Genomic DNA, 16669 nt, shown 5'->3' with positions numbered 1-16669 from the left:
GTGCGGTTTCCATCCACGCCCCGGCTGAACGGATGGAATTCGCACCTTCCGCGGCCCCCGGTCATGCACTTTCCATCCGTACGGAAGCCGGCGACGCGCGGCCGGGTCCGACCGGACCGGTGAGCGCTACGCTTCAGGCATGACTACGCTCATCCTCACCGTCGCGGGAGCGGATCGCCCCGGACTCGTCTCGGCCGTGGCCGACGCCGTCGACGCGCACGGCGGCAACTGGGAGAACAGCCGCCTCGCAGAGCTCGCCGGCACTTTCGCCGGAGTCATCGAGGTGTCGGTCGCGCCGGAGCGCGTCGCCGAGCTTCAGTCGGCGCTCCGGGCGCTCGACGGGCTGCTCGCGGTCACCGTGCACACCGGAACGGATGCCGCGGCTGCCGCCGACATGCAGCGGATCAGTCTGACGGTGCTCGGCAACGACCGCGCCGGCATTGTGCGCGAGGTCTCGCGAGTGCTCGCCGAGCACGCACTGAGCATCGAGGACATGACGACGGTCACGAAGGATGCCGCCATGGCCGGTGGGCGCCTCTTCGAGTCGACCGTGACGGCGACGGTGCCCGCCTCGGCCGACATCGACGCGCTGCGCGCCGCCCTCGAGCAGCTCGCCACCGAGATCCAGGTCGACATCTCGCTGGGCTGAGCGGCGCCCCGCATCCCGCGGCTGCGGGCCTCGTACCCGGCTTCGGATGGCCGGGTCCGCTGCGCCGGAGTGGCGCGGCTTCCGTCAGCGCGTCGCCTGCGGCATCCGCGGTCGGGCACGGTGCTGAAAGGCCGAGCCGGATACGCTGAGACGATGGAACCCGACCGCCGCGAGCGCGTGCTCGCCGCTCTGACCGCTGATCTGCCCGAGGGCGTGCTCGTCACCCACCGCGACTCGCTCGATGCCTATCGCTGGGACCGCGCGAACGATCCGGATGCCGGGGTTCCGCTCGCCGTCGTGCGCGCGACCTCGACGGAGGATGTGCAGGCCACGATGAAGATCGCCGCCCGCGAGGGCGTCGCCGTGATCCCCCGCGGCGCGGGCTCCGGTCTCTCCGGCGGCAGCTCCGCGCAGGACGACGCGATCGTCGTCTCGCTGGATCGGATGCGGCAGATCACGATCGATCCGCTCGTGCAGATGGCCACCGTGCAGCCCGGCGCCTTCAACGTCGAGGTCAAGGCCGCGGCATCCGAGCACGGCCTCTGGTACCCGCCGGACCCGTCCTCGCAGGAGTTCTGCTCGATCGGCGGCAATGTCGCGACGAACGCCGGCGGCCTGTGCTGCGTGAAGTACGGCGTGACCACCGACTACGTGCTCGGCCTCACGGTCGTCCTCGCCGACGGCAAGGTCGTGAAGCTCGGCGGGCCGCGGCTGAAGGACGTCGCCGGCCTGTCGCTGACCAAGCTGTTCGTCGGCAGCGAGGGCACGCTCGGCATCATCACCGAGATCGTGCTGCGACTGGTGCCGGCTCAGCGCACCCCCACCACGCTGGTGGCGATGTTCCCGACGCTGTCGGGCGCGATCCAGGCGGTGCTCGACATCAAGGGCGCGATGCGCCCGTCGATGCTGGAATTCATGGACCAGGTCGCGATCAACGCGGTCGAGGACATGATGCGCATGGAGCTGGACCGCGGGTCCGCCGCGATGCTGATCGTGCAGTCCGACGAGCCGGAGGCCCTGGCCGAGGAGCAGATCGCCGCGGTCGAGGTGATCTGCGGCGCGAACGGCGCCACCGAGTGCTATTCGACGAACGACCCCGACGAGAGCGAGGCGCTCATCGAGGCCCGCCGCCAGGCGATCCCCGCCGTCGAGAAGCGCGGCGCCCTGCTGCTGGAGGATGTCGGCGTGCCGCTCCCCCGCCTCGGCGACCTGGTGCTCGGCGTCGCCGAGATCGCCGCGCGGCACCGCACCGAGATCTCGATCGTCGCGCACGCAGGTGACGGCAACACGCATCCGCTGCTCGTGCTGGACCCGTCGGATCCCGGTCAGAAGGAGCGCGCCGACATCGCCTACGGCGAGGTCATGGATCTGGCGATGGCCCTCGGCGGCACGATCACCGGCGAGCACGGCGTCGGCCGGCTGAAGCAGCCCTGGCTCGGCGAATACCTCGGCGAGGACGTGCTCGACCTGAACCTGCGCATCAAGAAGGCTCTCGACCCGCAGAACATCCTCAACCCGGGCGCGGTGTTCGGGGCGCTCTGAGCCGAGACTGCCGGATACGAGATCGGCCGGTGCTCCGCAGGGAGCACCGGCCGATTCCGCGTTCGCGACGATGCCTCAGACGAGGCGCTCCTTCGGCGAGACCGTGTAGGTGTCCTCGGGGTCGTCGTTCACAACGCCGGCGAGGGCGGTGTCGATCGCGGCGAGCGTGTCCGCGTCGAGCACCACACCGGATGCCTTGACGGTGTCGGCGAGCTGCTCCGGGCGCGAAGCGCCCACCAGCGCGGCGGCGATGTTCTTGTTCTGCAGCACCCAGGCGATCGCGAGCTGCGGCATCGTCAGGCCGGCCTGCTCGGCGATCGGCTTCAGGTTCTGCACGGCGGTGAGGATGTCGTCACGCAGGAAGCTCTTGATGAAGTGCGCCCCGGAGTGCTCGTCGGTCGCACGCGACCCCTCCGGCACCGGCTGACCGGGCAGGTACTTGCCGCTCAGCACGCCCTGCGCCATCGGCGACCAGACGACCTGCGAGATGCCGAGCTCCTCGGAAGCCGGAACCACCTTGCCCTCGATCACGCGGTGCAGCATCGAGTACTGCGGCTGGTTCGAGACCAGCTGCACGCCCAGCTCGCGAGCCAGCGCGTGACCCTCGCGCAGCTGCTCCGCGGTCCACTCCGAGACGCCGATGTACAGCGCCTTGCCCTGCCGCACCACGTCGGCGAAGGCCTGCATGGTCTCCTCAAGCGGCGTCTCGTAGTCGTAGCGGTGCGCCTGATACAGGTCGACGTACTCGACGCCGAGGCGGCGCAGCGAGCCCTCGATCGAGTCGCGGATGTGCTTGCGGCTCAGGCCGGTGTCGTTCGGGCCCTTCGGGCCGGTCGGGAAGTACACCTTCGTGAAGATCTCGAGGCTCTCGCGGCGCTGCCCCTCGAGGGCCTTGCCGAGCACGACCTCGGCGGCGGTGTTGGCGTAGGTGTCGGCGGTGTCGAAGGTGGTGATACCGGCATCCAGCGCGGCGTGCACCGTGGCGATCGCGGCGTCGTCGCCGACCTGCGACGCGTGCGTCACCCAGTTGCCCAGGGTGATCTCCGAGACCTTGAACCCGCTGTTGCCCAGATAGCGATAGTTGACCATGTCTCAACGCTAGTGCCGTGGGACCGGTCACGTCTCCGATCGCGTCATCGCAGGGGGCGGTCGAGCCGTCGCTCCGCACGGAGGACCGCGCGGTCGGCGGCGTCGCGCTCACTGGTGTCGTCGAACGTCCCGGAGTTGAGTGGCTCGAGATGCTCGAACTCTCCGAGGTCGCCGATGAACCTGATGGCGGCGAGACGCACGCGCAGCGTGCCATCGTCGAGAAGACGCATGCCCGGCTCGAGCGCCTGGATGACATCCCGTCTCAGTGCGACCTTGAGGCTCATCTCTCGGACCCGCCACGAAGTGTCGTGTAGTCCGTCGAGCACGGCCGGGATCGCCGCGTCATCCCAGACATAGAGCAGGGTCCGTGCGGCCCAGACGCGCGGCCAGTACTGCGTCTCGGTGGTCAGCCGCGCCGGCGCACCCCAGCCCTCGGCGGCCGCGCCGCCGAGCCAGGCGGCATCTGGGGCATCCGGAGCTCCGTAGACGCGACGTCCACTCATCAGGTCGGCGCACCACAGGACGAGCTCACGTTCGCCGAGATACTCCGCCGCCGCGAGCGCACGCCCCCGCGGATGCGCATGAACCGCTTCACCAAGGCCCATGAAGCACACGCTACCGCGACAACGCCACCGGATCGCGCCCTTCCTATCGCTGCGCTCGCTCAGGGCCCGGTACGGCACAGGCGCCGGCCCCACGTTCCTGAGCGGAGCCCCAGCGCCGAGACGCAGGACCTCACGCGGCGGTCGCGACGGCCTTCCGGCGGCTGGCGCCCACCGTCAGCCCCACGGCGGCACCGGCAGCCAGCAGGCTGACGACGTACAGCGGCACAGCTCCCGGCGAGTGGTCGCCGCCGCTGATGCCGAAGGCGTCGGCGAGGTTCATGCCGGGTCCGAACGAGGCCATGAAGTAGGCAGGTGACCCGAGCGCCAGCAGGATCAGGAACAGCACCGCGACGAGCGAGGGCTCCAGCCGCCGCCTGATGCTCACCACGGCCACGGTCACTGCCAGTCCGACGCCGATCGCGAGGATGCCTGACGGCATCGCGATCGGCATCGTCTCGCCCGCGGCCGCCATCTGCGCGTAGATCTCGCGCAGCCCGGCATCCGGAACCGCGGCCAGCGGGTTCAGCACAAGGATCTGCACCGCCGCCCACGCGGCATAGGCGACCACGGCGCACACGCCGATGATCGCGACCGTCGTCGTGTGTCTCCGCAGCGAGCCCATGCCGCGATCCTGTCAGACCGTGGCGCCCTCGCGGAGGTCGGCGCGCGTGATCGGCACTGTCGGCGCATCGCCGGCGTCAGCGGGCGCGGATGCAGGAGGCTCGGCCGGCGGCAGCGATCCCGTCGCCATGATGGCCGCGCGGTCGCGGAACCCCTCGGCCGAGACGCGATCCTCCTCGACCTGCTTGCGGATCGCGGCGGTCTTCTCGTAGAGCGACGGGTCGCCGTAGCTGGTCAGCACCTTCACCAGCACAGGCAGCAGCTCGATCATGAAGAACAGCGCGGCGATCAGCCAGTGCGCCCAGAAGATGGTGGGCTCCTTCTCGCCGAGGCGGTTCAGGCCGCTGATCTGGCTGAGCAGGCCGATCGCGCCGGCGTTGCCCTGCGCGACCGAGTCGGCCCGTGCGTTGTACGCGGCGAGCGCCTGGTCGTAGGTCTTCTTCGCGGCGGGCAGCTCGGCCTTGGCCTGCTTGCGGTTGGCCGACTCCGAAGCCGACAGCTCGCCCTTCGCGGCGGTGCCTGCGCTCTCGAGCTCGGCGTTCGCGGTGCGCAGCTGGGCGGCCAGTGCGTCGTAGGTCTGCTGAGCCTCGGTCAGCTGTGCCTTCGCAGCATCCGAACTGGTGCCCTTGCCGTGCACGCCGGTGCAGCCGGGCACGGTGCCCGCACCCTCGCCGGTCAGCTCGCACTGGTACAGCGCGCGGGCGCTGTCGATGGTCTTCTGCTGCTCGGCCATCTTCTTCGTCAGATCGTCGACCGTACCCTGTGCGGCGGACTCGGATGCCGACGAGTTCGACGTCCCGGCGACGATGCCGGTCGCGGCCTGGTTCTCCAGGTTCGCGACGCGCTTGGTCGCGGCATCCAGCGCCTTCTTCTCCGGGCCCTTCTCCAGCGCGTTCTGGTCGGACTGGGACTGCGTGATGTTGGTCGACGCGACCTCGCGGGCGATGTCGTTGTGGAACACCTGCAGCACGACCGGCTCGGCGACGACGAAGCCGATCAGCGCGGCCATCAGCACACGCGGGATCGCGATGGCGATCAGCTTCCCGACGCTGCGGGTCGCCGTCATCGTCGAGGTGAGGAAGCGGTCGAGATTGAAGATGATCGCGGCCCAGACGATCGCCAGCGGCACGGCCAGCCAGACGGCGACCTGCACGCCGGTCATCAATGCGAACATCATCGACAGAGCCGACACGAGGGCCGTGCCGAGCAGCACGAAGAACATCTGCACGAAACGGGGCGTCTCGCCGGGCACGCGGTCGAGGATCTCGCCGTCGGCGCCGCCGAGGATGGCCAGTGTGCGCAGGCGCGACCCGGGGACCCGCTCACGCTTCTCGCGCTTCTCGCGCGGTGGCTTGGTCGCGCGCGGTGCGGGGGTGGGCACCGGCTCGGGCTCCGGAGCGGATGCCTCGACCTGGGGCTCATCGACGATCTCCTGCGTCGGGGCCTGAGCCTGCACAGGCTCGTCGAGGAACGGGAAGTCATCGAGGTCGTAGGCCTCGGTCTCCTGCTCATCGTGCACGACGGGGTTCGGACGGGTGGTGGTCTCGACCACGTCGTTCAGAGCGGTCGCGTCGACACCCGCCTCGGCGTCGGGTCCGGCCGGGCGGTATTCGCGGGTGAAGTATTCGGGGACGTCGGCAGCAGCGTTCGGGTCGCTGTTCGGGTCGTCGACGTCGAACTCGATACGGCCCTGGGAATCCATCCGTCCAGGGCGGTGCGCAGAGTAGGACATCCTTCCACGGTAGGGAAGGCCGCCTGTGGACAGGCCCGACGAAACCTGCGAGCGCTCCCAGGTTCGGGGTGCGCCCCGGCCCGTCGGGTGCCACGCTGGACGCATGAAGACGCTGCTGCTCGCCCGCCACGCGAAGTCCGATTGGGGGATGCCGGGCTACTCCGATCACGACCGTCCGCTCAACGCGCGCGGACGCCGTGATGCCCCGGCGATGGCTCGCCGGCTCGTCGCCGAGGGCATCGCGCTGGACCGGATCGTGTCGAGCACGGCGACCCGCGCGCGGACGACGGCGGCCGAGTACGCGGCAGCATTCGGGCTGACCGTCCATGAGGAGCCGCTCCTCTACGCCGCATCCGCTCGGTCGATCCTGCAGATCGCGTCCGGCCTGCCGGACGAGTGCGCGGTCGGGATGCTGGTGGGCCACAACCCCGGGATGAGCGATGCCGTGGGCGAGCTCACCGGCGAGTTCGTCGAGCTGCCGACGTGCGCGGTCGTCGAGTGCATTGTCGACGTAGACTCGTGGGCGGAGCTGGTCGAAGGGTCGGGGCGCCTGATCCAGGTCCGCACTCCCGGTGACTGACCGTCAGGCGGGCAGCATCCGTCGGATCGCGGAGTCGCAGGATGCGAGCGCCTTCTCGAGCGCGAAGTGCCCGGCGGCGGCGAGCGTGCCGAGCCCGTGCACGAGGCCCCAGGTCGCGGTGACGTCGTCTGCGGTGAGCCCCACGGCGATGACGGCTCCGCCGAGCAGCGACTCGAGCTCGTCGATGAGCGGCGCCATGGTCTCGGTCGGAGAGCCGGGGATGCAGACCGCCGGGTCGTAGACGACGTCGAACGCGTTCGGACGCTCGACGGCGAAGCGGATGTACGCCTGTCCCCCGCCGATCAGCGCGGCGACCGGGTCAGGGGCGCCCTCGAGCCCGGCGCGCACCGCGGCGACGAGGTCGGCCATGCTGCGTTCGGCGAGGGTCTTCAGCAGTCCGCGGCGGTCGGCGAAGTGGTGATACGGCGCGTTGTGACTCACGTCGGCGGCGCGCGCGACCTCGCGCAGGCTGATCTCCTGCGCGGGCTTCTCGGCGAGCAGCTGCATCGCGGCCGTCTCGAGCGCGTGCGCGAGATCACCGTGGTGATAGCCGGAACGAGAACTTGACACGAGCAACATTGTTCCCTATCTTGACAGTGTCCACCAAATAGACACTGTCAAGATAGGAGCGTCCGATGCCCACTGCACTCGTCATCGACGGCCACCCCGACTCCCAGTCGCTCACCGCGGAACTCGCCCGGCGCTACGCCGCCGCCCACGGCGACGCGCGCCTGCTCGCCCTGCGCGACCTCGACTTCGATCCGCACCTGCGGTTCGGATACCGGGAGCGGATGCAGCTCGAGCCCGACCTCATGGATGCGAAGGCCGCCCTGCACGAGGCCACGAACGTCGTCATCGCCACGCCGCTGTGGTGGGGTTCGGTTCCGGCCGTGCTGAAGGGCTTCTTCGACCGCGCCCTGCTCCCCCAGCAGGAGTACCGCTACACGCCCGCCGGCCTGCCGGTCGGCATGGTGCGTGCCGGCCGCGGGCGCCTGCTGCTGCTCGCCGACACCCCGTGGTTCTTCGCGCCGATCACCGGCCTGCCCGCGCAGACGCAGGTCGCGCGGAACACGATGAAGCTCTGCGGCATCCGATCCGTGAAGACGCACCGGATGCTGGGCGTCAAGACCGCGTCCGCCGCGAAGATCGACGGCTGGCTGGAGCGCGCCTCACGTCTGGGTGCCTCCGACGGAGCACGGGATCGAGCTTCCGTCGCGACGGAGCTCGTCACGGTCGGTGCCTGAGCGGCTCAGAGCGTCGCGCGGCACTCCGCCCAGGCCTCACCGAGACGCCGGATGCCCTCGGTCAGCACCTCGTCGGGCGCGGTGAACGGGATCCGGATGTGGTCGTCCGGCGACGGTGATGCCGCGAACTCGCCACTGCCGGCGACCGAGACGCCGTGCGCCGCGGCGACACGCGCCAGGGCGTCGGCCGAGCCGGCCGGCATCCGCGTCCAGAGCGACAGGCCGCCGCGCGGCGGCGTGAAGGTCCAGTCCGGCAGGTGCTCGGCCATCAGTTCGAGCAGCAGGTCGAGCCGAGCCTGATGGGTGCGTGCCACCTCACGCCGCAGCTCGTTCGCATGCGCGAGCAGGTCGATCGCGAGCAGCTGGGCCGGCACGCTCGTGGACTGGTCCGCCAACTGACGAGCTCCGCGCAATCGCCGCACGAGCACGGGATCCGCACGCAGCCATCCGATGCGCAGCCCCGCCCAGACCCACTTCGACACCGACTCCACGACGATCACAGGGGCATCCGGTCGCTCGGCGGCCAGCGGTGGCGGCACGACTCCGTCAAAGGCGATCCCCGCGACCACACGATCCTCGATCACCGGCACGCCGTACTCCGCGGCGAGCTCGGCCACACGGCGGCGGGCGGCCGCCGGCAGCCGGGTGCCGGTGGGGTTCTGGTGGTGCGGATTCAGCGCGACCAGCGCCGGGCGCATCCGCGCCATGGCGACCTCGAGAGCGACGACATCGAGCCCGTCCTCGCCCATCGGGATGCCGTGCACCACACCGCCGCGCAGACGGACGGTGTCGGTGACGCCGGGCCAGGTGACCTCCTCGGCGAGAACGACATCTCCTGGCTCGATGAGCGCGTGGATGACCAGGCTGATCGCCTGCTGCGCGCCGTGGGTCACGAGGATCTGCTCGGACGTGGTCGGCGCGCCCTCCGCCGTGTACAGCCCGGCGATCAGGTCGCGCAGCATCGGGAGCCCGGCGGGGTCGGTCTCGGGCAGCAGGGCGAGCGCGAGGTCGGGCTGATGCTCGCGGATCAGGCGCACGCCGAGCTCGGGGATCTGCGGCACCGTGCGCAGCAGGTCGATCGAGTTCGGGAGCGCCGAGAACAGCGCCTCGCCGCGGGCTGCGCGCCCGGGCTGCGACACCGCCGTCCCGGCGATGCGGGTGCCGCTGCCCTGCCGGCGCTCGACCGCCCCGCGCTCCGCGAGATCGGCGTAGGCCGCCACGACGGTGCCGCGCGACACCGCGACCGCCGCGGCGAGCGCTCGCTCCGCAGGAAGCCGGTCGCCAGGACGCAGCTCGCCGGTGTCGACCAGGGCGCGGATGCGTGACGACAGCTGTGCCGACAGGGTGCCGTCGCCCTGCGACCAGCGCCCCAGCCGCGCCGCAAGCGCTCCGGAATCGACGGTGGCCGTCCTCTGGTCCACCAGCCGGGGATTGGCCCTGTCGACGGTGCTCATACCGTCACATTCTGGTCCAATGAGACACGAAAACACCACCATCGGACCGCTTTCCGGGCGCTTCACGCCGGATTGGACCATCGCCGACGTGCTCGACCACTACGCCGTGCACGACGCTCTTCCCGCTGGACTCGAGCTGGAGCTGCTCCGGCGGATCGACGAGGGACTCACCCCCGGAGTGCAGTGGCACCACCAGGCACGCGCCGAGGCACTCATCCGCTCCCTGGTCATGCAGGTGCACCAGGAGCCGGCGAAGGGCGGCATCCGGATCAGCCGCCTGCTGGACGGCGCGCGCTCCGGTCGCGCCTCATCCCGGAACACATCGGCCGTGCCGCGACGGGCTGCGCTCCGGCCGGAGAAGTCGCACGCCTGACCGGGCGAGCTGCGACCCGACGAGAGGTCTGAGGATCAGGCCATCGCGGCCGCAGCGGCCTCGTCCTCGGTCGTGGCGACCAGCTGGCCGCAGGCGCCGTCGATCTCCTTGCCGCGGGTGTCGCGCAGGGTCGTCGGGATGCCGGCGTCATTGAGACGGCGTACGAACTCGTCCTGCACGTCCTTGTCGGACGAGGTCCAGATCGAGCCGGGCGTCGGGTTCAGCGGAATCGGATTCACGTGCACCCAGCCGCGGCCACGGGCGTTCAGCTTCTCGGCGAGGAGGTCGGCGCGCCAGGCGTGGTCGTTCATGTCCTTGATCAGCGCGTACTCGATCGAGACGCGGCGTCCGGTCTTCTCGAAGTACTCGCGCGCGGCATCCAGCGCCTCGTCGACCTTCCAGCGCGAGTTCACCGGAATGAGCTCGTCGCGCAGCTGGTCGTCGGGTGCGTGCAGCGAGAGTGCGAAGGTCACCGGGATGTTCTCGTCGGAGAGCTTGCGAATGGCCGGCACCAGGCCGACCGTCGACACCGTGATGCCGCGAGCGCTCATGCCCAGCCCCTCGGGCTGCGGAGCGACCATCGTGCGCACGGCGTCCATGACGCGCCTGTAGTTGGCGAGCGGCTCGCCCATGCCCATGAAGACGATGTTGGTGACGCGCTCGCCCTCGTGGCCCACCTTGCGCGGGTCGCCGAGGCCGCCGTCGGCGATGAGCCGGTTGGCGCGCACGATCTGGTCGAGGATCTCGGCCGTGGACATGTTGCGCGTCAGCCCGGCCTGACCGGTGGCGCAGAACGGGCAGTTCATGCCGCATCCGGCCTGGCTCGACACGCACAGCGTGATGCGGCCCGGGTAGCGCATGAGCACCGACTCGACGAGAGCGCCGTCGTGCAGGCGCCAGAGGAACTTGATCGTGTCGCCGCGGTCGGTCTCGAGGCGTCGCACCTCGGTGAGCAGCGGCGGCATGAGGCCTGCCACGAGCTCGTCGCGCTGGGCGGCGGGCAGGTCCGTCATCTCGGCCGGGTCGGACGTGTAGTGCGTGAAGTAGTGCGTCGCGAGCTGCTTGGCGCGGAAGCCGGGCAGGCCCAGTTCCTTGACCTTCTCGATGCGCTCGGCAGGGGTGAAGTCGGCGAAGTGCACGGGCGGCTTGCCGCGGCGCGGGCTCGCGAACTGCAGCAGGGGGCGGCCCTCGGCATCCTTCTTCTGCGTCCAGCCCTCGGTCGCAGGACGCACCTGCGGGGCCTTCGTCTCCCGGACCTTCCCCGGGGTGGACGCGGAAACGGGTCGCGTCTGGCGCGTGCGGGGCGATTCGGTCATACCCCCAAGGGTACGCGGTGGCAGATGGGGAGAACCTGGTGCGTGGTCCTGCCGGTGTCGCTCGAGCGCCGCACGATCAAAGAGAACAACTTGTAATGACAGGAATCGGCAGCCAGAATGAAGCAGACGAAAGGTGCCACCAATGACCGACCGCCTCGCCCGCACCCGCTCCGCCGGAGTCCTCGCCGTGCTCCGCGCACCGTCCCCGGAGGCCGCGATCGACGCCTCGGAGGCGATCATCCGCGGCGGCGTCACCGGCATCGAGGTCACGTACTCGACCCCGGATGCCCCTGCCGTCATCCGCGAGTTGATCGCCCGCCACGGGGATGCCGCCGTGATCGGTGCGGGCACCGTGACCACGGCAGCACAGGCGGACGCCGCCGCCGAGGCCGGAGCCGAGTTCCTGGTCAGCCCGGGAACGCTGCCCGACCTGACCCGCGCGATGCTCAGCACCGGACGCGTCGTGATGACCGGCGCGCTCACGCCGACCGAGGTGATGTCGGCGCTCGACCTCGGCGTCGACGTGGTGAAGATCTTCCCCGCCTCGCTGGGCGGGCCGTCGTACCTCGGCGCGCTGCGCGGCCCGTTCCCGGATGCCCCGCTCATGCCGACCGGCGGCGTGAACCCCGACAACGTCGCCGATTGGTTCGCTGCAGGCGCCGTGGCGGTCGGCGCCGGCGGAGACCTCGCGAACGGAGCATCCATCAAGGCCGGCGACTGGGCCGACCTCGAGGCGCGTGCCGCGCGCTTCGCCGCGGCACTGGCCTCCGTGCGCGGCTGAGGCTGCCGATGGAAGCGTGGATGTGGGTCGTCGGCCTGATCGTCCTCTTCGTCGTGGCCGGCTGGGCGCTGAAGTCGATGCGGCCGTCGGTGCCGACGCCACCCCCAGGCCCAGTTTCGGCCGGCTCGCTGTCGGAGATCGATGCGCTCCTCGCATCCGGGAACAAGATCGCCGCGATCAAGCGCCTGCGCGAGCTGTCGCCGATGTCGCTGCAGGAGGCGAAAGATCGCATCGACAGCTGGGAGACCGGCACCGTCGCGCCTCCGGCGGCGACGGCGGCTGCGCCGACCGCGGAGTTGGCCCCGGAGGCCGCGGCCGAGATCGACCGGCTCCTCGCCGCCGGGCAGCCGATCAGCGCGATCAAGCTCTATCGCGAGCGCACCGGCGTGGGGCTCGCCGAGGCGAAGCGCGCCATCGACGGCTGGGGTCCACGCCCTTCGCCGTGATCGAAGCCGGTCGATTTGGTATACCAGAAGGATGCCGGCGAACGCCGGGCCCCTGCTTCCCCCAGGAGACCTCATGTCTGCAGCATCCGCCGACCTTCTCGCCGCGGCATCCGCCGGTGACGCCGACGCCGTCCGCGCCGCCCTCGACGCCGGCGCCGACATCGAGGCCCGCGGCCGCGGCGGCATGACTCCGCTCATCACCGCGACCAAGGCGAACCACGTCGAGGCAGCACGGGTGCTGATCGAGGCGGGTGCCGACGTGAACGCGAAGGACGACATCCAGGACTCGGCCTACCTCTACGCCGGTGCCCGCGGTCACGACGAGATCCTGCGTCTCACGCTCGAGCACGACGCCGATCTGAAGAGCGTCAACCGTTTCGGCGGCACAGCGCTGATCCCGGCATCCGAGCGCGGTCTGATCCCGACGATCGAGATCCTGCTCGAAGCGGGCGTCGACCCGAACCACATCAACAAGCTGCACTGGACAGCACTGCACGAGGCGATCGAGCTCGGCGACGGCTCCGACCACTACGCCGAGGTCGTGCGCGTGCTCATCGAGGGCGGCTCCGATCTGAGCATCCGCGACGGCAACGGCGACCTGCCTCGCCAGATGGCGGCGCAGCGCGGCTATGACAACATCGTCGCCGTCATCGACGCCGCCGGATGATGGAGATCGCCCCGCTCGCCTGGGGGATGCTGGCGATCGCAGCCCTGGTCGCGGGACTGGGCAAGACCGCCGTGCCCGGTGCCGCGACGATCTCGGTCGTGCTGCTCGCGGCGGTGCTGCCGGCGCGCACCTCGACGGCGGCGATGCTGCTGCTGTTCATGGTCGGCGACATCTTCGCGCTGATCGCCTACCGGCGGCACGCGCATTGGCCGACCCTGCTGCGGCTCGCGCCGGCAGTGGTCGTCGGGCTGCTGGCGGGGTTTCTGTTCCTGATGCTCACCGGCGACGCCACGGTGCGGCGCGCGATCGGCGTGATCCTGCTGCTGATGATCGCCGTGACACTGTGGCGGCGCCGGCACACCGACGAGAAGCCCGCGGGCCCGCTGCTCGGGCTCTCCTACGGCGGGCTCGCCGGATTCACGACGATGGTCGCGAACTCCGGCGGCCCGGTGATGTCGATGTACTTCCTCGCCACGCGCACACCCGTACAGGTGTTCCTCGGCACCTCGGCATGGTTCTTCGCGATCGTGAACGTGATGAAGGTGCCGTTCCTCGCCGGCCTCGGCCTGTTCACGCCTCAGGTGCTGCTGATGGACCTCGTGCTCGCCCCGCTGGTCGTCGTCGGCGCGCTCGCCGGCATCGCGCTCGCGAAGCGGATGCCGCAGCAGCTCTTCGACCGCATCGTGATCGTGCTGACCGTTCTGGGCGCGGTGTACCTGCTGTTCTGACGGAACCGCGTCAGAGGAGCGGGCGCTGGGCCCTCCGCTGCTGCTCGTACTCGGTTCGGGCGGCCCGCGCGCTCGCCGTCGTCGAGACCTCCGCGACGGGCACGTCCCACCAGCCCTCGCCATCAGGTGCGTAGAGCGTCGGATCGCTCTCGACATGGATCAGTGTGGTCGTCGTCGACGCCTTGGCGACGGCGATCGCCTCCTTCAGGCGATCGATCGCGTCGGGGGCAGTGGGAACCTCGATCACGTCCACTCCGTAGCTGCGCGCGTTCATCGCCAGATCGACGGGAAGGATCTCGCCGTCCTGGAAGTTGCGCGCCCGCGGGTCGTAGCTTCGGTACCGAGTGCCGAAGCGCTGCGACCCCACGGTCTCCGACAGATGCCCGATCGACGCGAAGCCGTGGTTCTGCACGAGGACGACGATGAGCTTGATGCCCTCGGCGACCGCGGTCACGAGTTCGGAGTTCAGCATCAGGTACGAGCCGTCTCCCACCATGATGACGACGTCGCGGTCATCGCCGTCGGCGAGCAGGCCGCGCTTCGCGCCCAGACCGCCCGCGATCTCGTACCCCATGGTGGAGTAGGCGTACTCCACGTGGTAGCCGAGCGGATCGGACACCCGCCAGAGCTTGTGCAGATCACCGGGAAGCGAGCCCGCCGCCTGCACGATCACGTCGCGATCGTCGACCGCGGCCCGGACGGCGCCGATGATCTGGGCCTGACCGGGCCGCGCGAGGCCGGACGGCTCGAAGGCCGCGTCGACTGCAGCATCCCATCCCGCCTTCTCCACGGCGACACGGGCGGCATACTCCGGGGACACCCGCAGATCGCCGAGCTCCGCGGCGAGCGCGACGAGTGCCTCACGCGCGTCGGCGACCATGGGGAGCCGGGAACCGTGCTTGTACGCGTCGAAGGAGGCGACGTTGATGTTCACGAACACGACGTCCGGATTCTGGAATGCGGTGCGGGATGCCGTCGTGAAGTCGCTGTACCGGGTGCCGACGCCGATGATCAGGTCGGCTTCGGCCGCGATCCGATTCCCCGCGGTACTGCCGGTCGCCCCGATCCCGCCGAGGTACTGCGGGTGGTTCCAGGGCACCGATCCGCCACCGGCCTGAGTCGTGCCGACCGGGATGCCCGTGGCCTCGACGAAGGCGCGCAGCGCCTCCTCGGCGCCGGAGTAGATCACGCCGCCGCCCGCGACGATCAGGGGTCTCCGCGCGCCGCGGATCGCCGCGATCGCGCGCTCCAGCGGCCCTCGCTCCGGCAGCGGCCGGCGCAGATGCCACTCACGCGGCGACAGGAACTCCAGGGGCACGTCGAGCGCCTCGACCTGGACGTCCTCGGGAAGGGCGATGGTCACCGCGCCGGTCTCGGCGGGATCGGTCAGCACCCGCATCGCCGAGAGCGCGATCGAGAACAGCTGCTCCGGCCGCTGCACCCGGTCGAAGAACACCGAGAGCGGACGGAACGCGTCATTCACGGTGAGGCCGATGTCGTGCGGCATCTCGAGCTGCTGCAGCACCGGATCGGCGACCCGGGTGGCGAAGGTGTCGCTCGGCAGCAGCAGGGCGGGAAGGCGGTTGGTGGTCGCGAGGGCCGCACCGGTGAGCATGTTCGTGGCGCCGGGGCCGACCGAGGCGGCCGAGGCGAACGTCGCGCGGCGACGATGCATCCGGGCGTAGCCGACGGACTGATGCACCATGGCCTGCTCGTTCCTGGCCTGGCGGTAGGGCATGAGGTCGGGGCTCTCGGCGTTGAGCTGCTGCAGCGCCTGGCCGAGCCCGGCGACATTGCCGTGGCCGAAGATGCCGAACACGGCGGGGATCGTGCGCTCCCTGATGTCGGCGTCGACCGTCCACTGATTGGCGAGGAACTCGATCAGAGCCTGCCCCACCGTCATCCGCTTGGTCTGCATGTCAGTGCGCTCCTTCTGCCATAAAGGGAAGCCGAGGGTCGACCGGCTCGTGCTGCCAGCGGTCCCGCACCCAGGCGTGCGCGGGGTCGTCCGAGATGAGCCACGCACGCTCCTGGTCCGGTCCCGCCATCACGTTCAGGTAGTACAGGTCGTAACCGGGCGCCGCGACGGCAGGCCCGTGGTAGCCGTAGGGGACCAGCGCGATGTCGCCGGTGCGCACCATCGCATCGATCTCGATCTCGCCCGCCGGCGACGAGTACGTCGAGAAGAGTCCGAACGCTCCTGCCGCGGCGTCCTCGGGCCCGTCCCCTCGCGAGGGCGCCGACTCGAAGTAGTAGATCTCCTCCAGCCGGGACTCGTGACCCGGCACCTGCTCGTCGTGCTTGTGCGGTGGGTACGACGACCAGTTGCCCGCAGGCGTGATCACCTCGCAGACGATCAGCCGAGCGGCGTCGAGCGCCTCCGGCGTGCCGAAGTTGTGCACCTGACGGCTCGCGGCTCCCGCTCCCCGCAGTTCCACGGGAGTGTCGGATGCGGGGATGCGGTGGCTGGGTCGCACAGCGGTCGTCGGTGACGCGGCCACGGCCACCCGCCCCGCCCCGCTGATCACCGCGGTGGCCGACGACGACAGATAGAGCACGTCCGTCGGTCCGTCGAACACCGAGGCCCGCCCCTCCAGCGCGGTCTCCTGCGTCGCGCCGGCCTCGGTGTGACTGACGGTGAACGAGCCCTCCAGCGGGACGACGATCCGCTCCACGCCGCTCTCCGGCAAATCGAGACGTCGTCCCTCCTGCAGTTCGCCGATGCGGATGCCGGTGTGCTGCCAGCCGGGGACGCGCCCGTCCACGACGGTCTCCCACCCCTCACGGGACAGTGCTCCCCTGCGATGGAACCAGCGCTGGTCGTCGGTGCTCATGGGTTCCT

General features: G+C 70.4%; 18 protein-coding genes. 9 read left to right on the top strand and 9 right to left on the bottom strand.

Annotation, left to right across the window (positions count from 1 at the left end; genetic code table 11):
- Window positions 1–139 precede the first annotated feature (139 nt).
- Window positions 140–649: a glycine cleavage system protein R gene (locus ACFVAE_RS13315; protein ID WP_378892878.1), complete on the top strand. Its 510-nt coding sequence runs from the start codon at window positions 140–142 to the stop codon at window positions 647–649.
- Window positions 650–802: 153 nt separating this feature from the next.
- Complete coding sequence (locus ACFVAE_RS13310) at window positions 803–2191, top strand: FAD-binding oxidoreductase (RefSeq protein ID WP_378892875.1); 1389 nt, start codon at window positions 803–805, stop codon at window positions 2189–2191.
- A 75-nt stretch (window positions 2192–2266) separates the two neighbouring features.
- Here the strand turns inward: ACFVAE_RS13310 and ACFVAE_RS13305 are convergent, their stop codons facing one another.
- The 4 genes from ACFVAE_RS13305 to ACFVAE_RS13290 all read right to left on the bottom strand — a co-directional run bounded on the left by ACFVAE_RS13305 (window position 2267) and on the right by ACFVAE_RS13290 (window position 6238).
- The gene (locus ACFVAE_RS13305; protein WP_378892872.1) at window positions 2267–3280 is read right to left on the bottom strand and encodes an aldo/keto reductase family protein; all 1014 of its coding nucleotides are present in this window, start codon (window positions 3278–3280) and stop codon (window positions 2267–2269) included.
- Between the two features lie 44 nt (window positions 3281–3324).
- Entirely contained in the window at window positions 3325–3885 is a 561-nt protein-coding gene (locus ACFVAE_RS13300) for a HEAT repeat domain-containing protein (RefSeq protein WP_378892869.1), read from the bottom strand.
- 130 nt (window positions 3886–4015) lie between these two features.
- Window positions 4016–4507 (bottom strand): hypothetical protein, encoded by a 492-nt coding sequence (locus ACFVAE_RS13295; protein WP_378892866.1) that lies wholly within the window; start codon window positions 4505–4507, stop codon window positions 4016–4018.
- Window positions 4508–4519: 12 nt separating this feature from the next.
- Complete coding sequence (locus tag ACFVAE_RS13290; protein ID WP_378892863.1) at window positions 4520–6238, bottom strand: DUF4407 domain-containing protein; 1719 nt, start codon at window positions 6236–6238, stop codon at window positions 4520–4522.
- A 103-nt stretch (window positions 6239–6341) separates the two neighbouring features.
- Between ACFVAE_RS13290 and ACFVAE_RS13285 the strand changes: the two genes are divergently transcribed.
- Window positions 6342–6818: a SixA phosphatase family protein gene (locus tag ACFVAE_RS13285; protein ID WP_378892860.1), complete on the top strand. Its 477-nt coding sequence runs from the start codon at window positions 6342–6344 to the stop codon at window positions 6816–6818.
- Between the two features lie 3 nt (window positions 6819–6821).
- Here the strand turns inward: ACFVAE_RS13285 and ACFVAE_RS13280 are convergent, their stop codons facing one another.
- Window positions 6822–7388 (bottom strand): TetR/AcrR family transcriptional regulator, encoded by a 567-nt coding sequence (locus ACFVAE_RS13280; RefSeq protein ID WP_378892857.1) that lies wholly within the window; start codon window positions 7386–7388, stop codon window positions 6822–6824.
- 65 nt (window positions 7389–7453) lie between these two features.
- Here ACFVAE_RS13280 and ACFVAE_RS13275 point away from each other — a divergent pair, with 65 nt between their 5' ends.
- Entirely contained in the window at window positions 7454–8062 is a 609-nt protein-coding gene (locus tag ACFVAE_RS13275) for an NAD(P)H-dependent oxidoreductase (protein WP_378892854.1), read from the top strand.
- Between the two features lie 5 nt (window positions 8063–8067).
- Here the strand turns inward: ACFVAE_RS13275 and ACFVAE_RS13270 are convergent, their stop codons facing one another.
- A complete protein-coding gene (locus tag ACFVAE_RS13270; protein WP_378892851.1) occupies window positions 8068–9516 on the bottom strand; it encodes a PLP-dependent aminotransferase family protein in 1449 nt (482 codons plus the stop codon).
- 19 nt (window positions 9517–9535) lie between these two features.
- Here ACFVAE_RS13270 and ACFVAE_RS13265 point away from each other — a divergent pair, with 19 nt between their 5' ends.
- The gene (locus ACFVAE_RS13265; protein WP_378892849.1) at window positions 9536–9889 is read left to right on the top strand and encodes a hypothetical protein; all 354 of its coding nucleotides are present in this window, start codon (window positions 9536–9538) and stop codon (window positions 9887–9889) included.
- 35 nt (window positions 9890–9924) lie between these two features.
- Here the strand turns inward: ACFVAE_RS13265 and rlmN are convergent, their stop codons facing one another.
- Window positions 9925–11205, bottom strand: a complete 1281-nt coding sequence (gene rlmN / locus ACFVAE_RS13260; RefSeq protein ID WP_378892846.1) for a 23S rRNA (adenine(2503)-C(2))-methyltransferase RlmN — start codon at window positions 11203–11205, stop codon at window positions 9925–9927.
- Between the two features lie 142 nt (window positions 11206–11347).
- Between rlmN and ACFVAE_RS13255 the strand changes: the two genes are divergently transcribed.
- The 4 genes from ACFVAE_RS13255 to ACFVAE_RS13240 all read left to right on the top strand — a co-directional run bounded on the left by ACFVAE_RS13255 (window position 11348) and on the right by ACFVAE_RS13240 (window position 13827).
- Window positions 11348–11986 (top strand): bifunctional 4-hydroxy-2-oxoglutarate aldolase/2-dehydro-3-deoxy-phosphogluconate aldolase, encoded by a 639-nt coding sequence (locus ACFVAE_RS13255; RefSeq protein WP_378892843.1) that lies wholly within the window; start codon window positions 11348–11350, stop codon window positions 11984–11986.
- Between the two features lie 8 nt (window positions 11987–11994).
- Window positions 11995–12432 carry a hypothetical protein gene (locus ACFVAE_RS13250; protein ID WP_378892840.1) on the top strand — a complete coding sequence of 146 codons (438 nt, stop codon included), beginning with the start codon at window positions 11995–11997 and terminating at the stop codon, window positions 12430–12432.
- Between the two features lie 73 nt (window positions 12433–12505).
- On the top strand, window positions 12506–13099 hold the full coding sequence (locus tag ACFVAE_RS13245) for an ankyrin repeat domain-containing protein (protein WP_378892838.1): 594 nt from the start codon (window positions 12506–12508) through the stop codon (window positions 13097–13099).
- Entirely contained in the window at window positions 13096–13827 is a 732-nt protein-coding gene (locus ACFVAE_RS13240; protein ID WP_378892835.1) for a sulfite exporter TauE/SafE family protein, read from the top strand. Before ACFVAE_RS13245 ends, ACFVAE_RS13240 begins: the two co-directional genes overlap by 4 nt.
- 10 nt (window positions 13828–13837) lie before the next feature.
- On the opposite strand, the gene iolD is transcribed toward ACFVAE_RS13240, so the two are convergent.
- Together iolD and iolB are read right to left on the bottom strand one after the other, a co-directional pair.
- A complete protein-coding gene (gene iolD / locus ACFVAE_RS13235; protein WP_378892832.1) occupies window positions 13838–15745 on the bottom strand; it encodes a 3D-(3,5/4)-trihydroxycyclohexane-1,2-dione acylhydrolase (decyclizing) in 1908 nt (635 codons plus the stop codon).
- A gap of 1 nt (window position 15746) precedes the next feature.
- Window positions 15747–16661, bottom strand: coding sequence for a 5-deoxy-glucuronate isomerase (iolB, locus tag ACFVAE_RS13230; RefSeq protein WP_378892829.1), 915 nt, complete (start codon window positions 16659–16661; stop codon window positions 15747–15749).
- Between the last annotated feature and the right edge of the window lie 8 nt (window positions 16662–16669).

This window comes from Microbacterium sp. NPDC057659, assembly GCF_042799915.1.
GTDB lineage: Bacteria > Actinomycetota > Actinomycetes > Actinomycetales > Microbacteriaceae > Microbacterium.
Note: the sequence above shows the minus strand (reverse complement) of the source record. Positions and strands in the feature narration are given on the sequence as shown.

Bases quoted from the DNA above. Each gene is read 5' to 3' on its own strand.
- ACFVAE_RS13315 (WP_378892878.1), top strand. From the start codon at position 140: ATGACTACGCTCATCCTCACCGTCGCGGGAGCGGATCGCCCCGGACTC.
- ACFVAE_RS13310 (WP_378892875.1), top strand. From the start codon at position 803: ATGGAACCCGACCGCCGCGAGCGCGTGCTCGCCGCTCTGACCGCTGAT.
- ACFVAE_RS13305 (WP_378892872.1), bottom strand. From the start codon at position 3,280: ATGGTCAACTATCGCTATCTGGGCAACAGCGGGTTCAAGGTCTCGGAG.
- ACFVAE_RS13300 (WP_378892869.1), bottom strand. From the start codon at position 3,885: ATGGGCCTTGGTGAAGCGGTTCATGCGCATCCGCGGGGGCGTGCGCTC.
- ACFVAE_RS13295 (WP_378892866.1), bottom strand. From the start codon at position 4,507: ATGGGCTCGCTGCGGAGACACACGACGACGGTCGCGATCATCGGCGTG.
- ACFVAE_RS13290 (WP_378892863.1), bottom strand. From the start codon at position 6,238: ATGTCCTACTCTGCGCACCGCCCTGGACGGATGGATTCCCAGGGCCGT.
- ACFVAE_RS13285 (WP_378892860.1), top strand. From the start codon at position 6,342: ATGAAGACGCTGCTGCTCGCCCGCCACGCGAAGTCCGATTGGGGGATG.
- ACFVAE_RS13275 (WP_378892854.1), top strand. From the start codon at position 7,454: ATGCCCACTGCACTCGTCATCGACGGCCACCCCGACTCCCAGTCGCTC.
- ACFVAE_RS13270 (WP_378892851.1), bottom strand. From the start codon at position 9,516: ATGAGCACCGTCGACAGGGCCAATCCCCGGCTGGTGGACCAGAGGACG.
- ACFVAE_RS13265 (WP_378892849.1), top strand. From the start codon at position 9,536: ATGAGACACGAAAACACCACCATCGGACCGCTTTCCGGGCGCTTCACG.
- rlmN (WP_378892846.1), bottom strand. From the start codon at position 11,205: ATGACCGAATCGCCCCGCACGCGCCAGACGCGACCCGTTTCCGCGTCC.
- ACFVAE_RS13255 (WP_378892843.1), top strand. From the start codon at position 11,348: ATGACCGACCGCCTCGCCCGCACCCGCTCCGCCGGAGTCCTCGCCGTG.
- ACFVAE_RS13250 (WP_378892840.1), top strand. From the start codon at position 11,995: ATGGAAGCGTGGATGTGGGTCGTCGGCCTGATCGTCCTCTTCGTCGTG.
- ACFVAE_RS13245 (WP_378892838.1), top strand. From the start codon at position 12,506: ATGTCTGCAGCATCCGCCGACCTTCTCGCCGCGGCATCCGCCGGTGAC.
- ACFVAE_RS13240 (WP_378892835.1), top strand. From the start codon at position 13,096: ATGATGGAGATCGCCCCGCTCGCCTGGGGGATGCTGGCGATCGCAGCC.
- iolD (WP_378892832.1), bottom strand. From the start codon at position 15,745: ATGCAGACCAAGCGGATGACGGTGGGGCAGGCTCTGATCGAGTTCCTC.
- iolB (WP_378892829.1), bottom strand. From the start codon at position 16,661: ATGAGCACCGACGACCAGCGCTGGTTCCATCGCAGGGGAGCACTGTCC.